The sequence below is a fragment of the Desulfosporosinus cupriresistens genome (assembly GCF_001707885.1).
In the GTDB taxonomy this organism is placed as follows: Bacteria; Bacillota; Desulfitobacteriia; order Desulfitobacteriales; family Desulfitobacteriaceae; genus Desulfosporosinus.
Genome location: NZ_MASS01000109.1, coordinates 1 through 4,391, shown reverse-complemented (window position 1 = coordinate 4,391; position 4,391 = coordinate 1). Strand labels below are relative to the sequence as shown.

Annotated in this window: 3 protein-coding genes; 1 reads left to right on the top strand and 2 read right to left on the bottom strand. The window is 38.7% G+C overall.

The window, feature by feature from the left end:
- A partial coding sequence (locus DSBG_RS21225) for a cell wall-binding repeat-containing protein (RefSeq protein WP_068966963.1) occupies nucleotides 1-1,841 on the top strand: 1,841 nt, incomplete at its 5' end.
- A gap of 341 nt (nucleotides 1,842-2,182) precedes the next feature.
- Here the strand turns inward: DSBG_RS21225 and DSBG_RS21220 are convergent.
- Both DSBG_RS21220 and DSBG_RS21215 read right to left on the bottom strand, forming a co-directional pair.
- Nucleotides 2,183-3,010 (bottom strand): CsxC family protein, encoded by an 828-nt coding sequence (locus DSBG_RS21220; RefSeq protein WP_068966961.1) that lies wholly within the window; start codon nucleotides 3,008-3,010, stop codon nucleotides 2,183-2,185.
- 376 nt (nucleotides 3,011-3,386) lie between these two features.
- Nucleotides 3,387-4,181 (bottom strand): hypothetical protein, encoded by a 795-nt coding sequence (locus DSBG_RS21215; protein ID WP_068966959.1) that lies wholly within the window; start codon nucleotides 4,179-4,181, stop codon nucleotides 3,387-3,389.
- Between the last annotated feature and the right edge of the window lie 210 nt (nucleotides 4,182-4,391).

Sequence of the window (4,391 nt, the reverse complement as noted above, 5' to 3'; positions counted from 1 at the left end):
CGGCCGTCAACAGTTCTGATACAAGCTCCTATTCTTCTAAAGAAAATGCTACAACTGAAGAGTCTGATGAGTCTGATACACTGTCAGCACCGACAGATCTGAGCGCTTCAGCCGAAAGCTCCAATGAAATATTTTTGGACTGGGGCTCCGTCAGTGACGCGACATCTTATTATGTTTATAGAGCCACCTCATCTTCAGGCACGTACTCCAAAATTGCGACAACGAAAACTTCGAGTTACACAGATACTGACTTGTCGACTGATACCACCTATTATTACAAAGTCTCGGCCGTCAACAGTTCTGGTACAAGCTCCTATTCTTCTACAGAACATGCTACAACCGAAGAGTCTGATGAGTATGATATACCGTCAGCCCCAACGGACCTTAGCGCTAAGTTCGAAAATTCAAGTGAAATAAACTTGGACTGGGACGCCGTCAGTGACGCGACATCCTATTATGTTTATAGAGCTACCTCATCTTCGGGGACTTACTATAAGATTGCGACAACGACAACGTCAAGTTATACAGATATGGAATTCTCGGCAGATACCACCTACTATTACAAAGTCGTGGCTGTAAACAATTCTGGCACAAGCAACTATTCTGCTAAAGCTTCTGCAACTAGTGCCGACTCAGACAACTCAACTCCATCGGATACTTCATCACAATTTCAGTTCGAACGATTAGCTGGAGAAGATATGTATGAAACTTGTGCAAAAGTTGCTAACGGCTGGAGTACTTCTTATTATGCCATTATTGTAAGTGGAGATAATTTTTCAGATGCATTATGCAGCGCCCCGCTTGCCCAAAAATATAATGCTCCATTACTCCTAACCTCAAGAGATACCCTGAATGAGCATACGAAGACTCAGCTTTCACGCTTAAAAGTGAAAAATGTTATTATGATTGGCGGAGTAGGTGTTATTTCAACAGGAGTTGAACAAAGCATAAAAAACTTAGGGATAGAAGTATCAAGAATTGCGGGAAACAATAGTTACGAAACATCGATCAAAATTGCTCAATCTATGGGGCAATTCGACCAAGCAGTAATTGCTAGTAGTGAAACTTTCCCAGATGCATTGTCAATTGCTCCCATTGCAGCAATGAAGGGAATTCCAATCCTTCTTACACCTAAGGACAATCTGCCGGGAAACGTTAAAGCATATTTATTAAAAACCGTAAAAAGTACGTACGTTGTTGGAGGGACAGGAGTTATAAGTGAGAGTGTTCTTAACCAACTTCCATCTCCTAAACGGCTCAGCGGGATAGATAGGTATGAAACAAACATCAGAATCATCAAAGAATTTGAAAATGAACTTCGTTTCAACATTAGTTATTTGTCAACAGGAGAAAATTTCGCTGACGCTTTAGCTGGTGCAGCTTTAGCTTCATTAACAGATTCGCCAGTTTTCTTGGTTAGAGATCCAGTCGATCAGTCAACAAGAAACTTTTTTAGAGGTAAAAGGAACAGTATTGAGAAGGAAATTGTTTTTGGTGGGATAGTCGTTGTGCCTGATAGTATCTTAATTAGTCTTAATGAAACTACCAATGGGTCTGATACACCGTCCGCACCGGCGAATCTAAAAGCAACCACCGCAAGTTCCAGTCAAATAAACCTTACTTGGGATCCTGTACAAGAAGCAACATCCTATTATGTTTACGGAGCAACCTCGTCTTCAGGAACTTATACCCAGATTGCGACGGTAACAACTGCAGGCTATATAAATACAGGCTTATGGGCAGATACTACCTATTATTATAAAATAAAGGCTGTAAACGATGCCGGTACAAGCTCGTATTCGTCTATAGATTATGCAAAAACTAATCTGTCTGACGATTGATTTGAATGTTCTAATTTTGTACATTCATTGTACTCCATTATTTATTTAAAAAGATGTTGTTCAGTAAGAGAAGTAATGAACCAATGGCACATCGAAGTCATTCGCCAACCATAAGCAAATTACGTTTTTAATTTTGAGTCTATTCTAAATGACCGGACAGATTTGTCCGGTCATTTTTGTAGGTATTTTTTTCAGCTTAAAGGAGGGGAAGAGATGTAGTCAAAGGTAAAGTGGTCAATTATGAGAAGGGGTATAAATGCAGAAATATAATTAAGTAAGGGCACGATACTAAGCTTACCTTTGAATCGTGCCTTTCCGAAGCTTCGCTTGTTGTGGAGAGATTAGCCTTTGCAAGGAGGATCAATTTGGGTTTGCCAGGTTAACCGAAGTTGAATCAAAATAATCATCTTTTCTTGTACCTTTTTGAAAGTACCTTCTTCAAAGGGTCCCCATTTCAATGGCTCGCGGTCGAGTGCATCATCCATTTCATTAATTTGACTGAATACAAGCGTACAGGTTGGTAATTGATTTAGGAACTCATTGCTTACCTGGTTAAATTCGGAGATATCGCCCGACATCAAATGGTCTTTAGTTGAAAACCCAGAAGGAAGTGGCTGGGTGCTTAAAAATTCATATTCTTGCTGTTGGTTAAAAAGGGTAGGTGGTATCGCAAGGGTATTGCCGAGGTCAGCAACACACGACCAAGGTACATCAATAACAAAGTCTTTAATAGTACCTTCTACTGTGTGTTTAGTTTGTCGAGTTGGTTCAGAATATTGAATGTCTTTGCGTACAAAGCCTGCAAGAAACAACTTGGGAGTATCTTGTGGTTTTCCGAATACTGGGATTGAAAAGTTGAAGAAACGGCATTGTGTTATCTTTAGGTTCTTTTTAATTTTTTTAATTTCTAGTGCTTTGGTAGGCAAGGTGAAAATTGTTTCTGCAGGGATCGATACTGTAACTAATGCTGTATTTGGACTTGTTTGGAGTACTTGTAGAGGGGTACATGTCGGTAGAGTTGCAGTAACAGGGAAAACTGGATTTGGCTCAACATGATCAACCGGTGGACATGCTGGAAGCCATCCTGGAGTAGGAGTTTGTTGGCCCCAACTAGGTGCAAAACTATCTGATTGGGTCCACTGATGAGGACAACGATTTTGATTACTCATATTTTTCTTCCTTTCTATTACCAAAATACTTGTTCTATACTGTATAAGCTATGTTTAATCTTTAGATTTTGTGAAGACAAACATTAATCTACTACGAAATTTTTTTATGGTTGATATGAGCAAGTCCATAATGATGTGCAAAAAAGAGCCTTTACTAGGCTCTTTTTGATACAAGTCAAAAGTATAAGTTTTTGATAAGGCCTTTCTCCGTTCTGATAAGCGAATGGCCATTTATGTTGATGCTCAAATCTCGAAAGCACTTCAAATCATGGCTAGAGCATCAATGCAATAGTCCCTTTGGTGAGCTTAGTGCCAGCAATCTGATATTGTTCTATTTATTCAATGGTGTTTATCTATTATTCTATTGTTTTTGAAATCAATCAACTACAGGTGAAGAATCAATTATGTGTTGTAAGTTCAGACGAAGTTGGATCAAGATAATCATCTTTTCTTGTAGTGTTCTGAAAACCCCTTCTTCTGAGGGGCCACCTGGCAGTGGTATACGATCAAGTGCATCATCCATTTCACTAATCTGACTGAAAAGAAGCTCACAGTGCGGTAATAAGTTTAGAAACTGTTGAGTTACCATATTAAACTCGGTGAGTTCGCCTGACAAAAACTTGTTTTCAGGCGAGAATGGACCAGAAGTAGGTGGCGTGTAGCTAAAATGAGTAGGTGGTATTATAAGGGCATGGCCTAGGTCAACAACACACGAAATGGGTATTTTAAGGATAAAATCTTTTATAGTTCCTTCAATGCTGGTTGCAGTTTGTCGAACCGCTTCGGAATATTGAATGTCCTTACGTACAAAGCCTTGTAGAAATAACTTCGGGGTGTCTTGTGGTATACCTGGTGCTGGAGGAAGAAAATTGTAAAAACGACATTGAGTTATCTTTAGCTTTTTTCTAGTTGTTTTAATTTCCAGGGCATTTGTAGGCAAGGTAAAAACTGTTTCTGCAGGGATTGATATAGTAATTAACACTGTATTTAGGTTTGTTTGATTTAATTCTAGAGGGGTGCACATGGGTAGGGTTGCAGTAAGAGGGAAAGCAGGATTTGGAGTAATGGGCTGATGTTGTGGAGTATAAATCAATCTAGAAGGATGCTGACGAATCCAATTCGTTATAGATGGAGATTTTTGAGTCCAGAGATGGTGGCCATTATTGGTCAATTTATTTTCTTCCTTTCTTAATAATAATAGTCATAATCTGATATAATCTACGTTTGATCTATGGTTTCTGTGTCAGAAATGTGGATACTATCCTTCTTACAGAGGAATTAAGTAAATGAGGAAAATAAAGTATATAATTACAAAAAAATACATTAGGAAAAATACCAATATTATTATAATTTGCTTGGAAAATAACAAGAGTGAGGGTAC